This window comes from Salinisphaera sp. SWV1 (assembly GCF_052044155.1).
Taxonomy (GTDB): domain Bacteria; phylum Pseudomonadota; class Gammaproteobacteria; order Nevskiales; family Salinisphaeraceae; genus Salinisphaera.
The window spans coordinates 1-964 of record NZ_JBQDYE010000108.1; the positions used below are offsets into that span (position 1 = coordinate 1).

Genomic DNA, 964 nt, shown 5'->3' on the forward strand with positions numbered 1-964 from the left:
ATGGACAGCCTGGGCATCGAGACGTCGTCGCTGGCGGATCGATCCGACGCGCTGGCGCGGGCGGCCAAGACACCGCTATTCGCCGCCATCGACGGGCAGTTGGCGGCCCTGATCGCCGTGGCCGATCCGGCGCGTGGCGAAGCCAAGCGTATGGTCAAGGCGCTGCACGCGATGGATTTGTCGGTGGCGATGCTGACCGGTGATAACGAAGCGACAGCCCATGCCATCGCGGAAGAACTAGGTATCGACACCGTGGTTGCCGGCGTCATGCCGGACGGCAAATCCGACGAGATCAAGCGGCTCCAGGGCGAGAACCAGTCGGTCGCGTTCGTCGGCGACGGCATCAACGATGCCCCAGCGCTGACCCAGGCCGATGTGGGCATCGCCGTGGGCAGCGGCACGGATATCGCCATCGAATCGGGCGACGTCGTGTTGATGCGGGCGGACTTGTCGGGCGTGGTCAACGCGATCGCCTTGTCGCGGCGTACCATGCGTACCATCCGCATGAATTTCGGCTGGGCCTATGGTTACAACGTGCTGCTGATCCCGCTGGCGGCCGGTGCACTGTTCCCGTTCACGGGCTGGCTGCTCAACCCCATGATCGCCGCCGGGGCGATGAGTATTTCCAGCATCTTCGTGCTTACGAATTCGCTTCGGCTCAAGCGTTTCAAGGCGGCATTGGAGCCAAGTCGGAAATTGTCGCCGGATGATGCCGAGACCGGAACAACTGTTGACGAAACACACTACAACGAAGCGGCTTAAATCAGTCCCCGGGTTTGCCCCGGGGACGTTCTAATGCGATCGGGCGGGTCGAATCGACGTATGTCGGAGTTTCCCTCCCCCCGGGTTGTTGGTCACTCCGATTGACCGGCCTACTATGTGTCGGTCCGGCCGCGCCACATGCGTTTCAGGACATCATCTTTGCGTACAAAGTGATGATACAGCGAGCCGCCGATGTGGACGC

Annotated in this window: 1 protein-coding gene; it reads left to right on the forward strand. The window is 62.2% G+C overall.

The window, feature by feature from the left end:
• The coding region (locus ACS8YF_RS19645) for an HAD-IC family P-type ATPase (RefSeq protein WP_440851781.1) at positions 1-762 on the forward strand (762 nt) is incomplete at its 5' end.
• Positions 763-964: the final 202 nt, after the last annotated feature.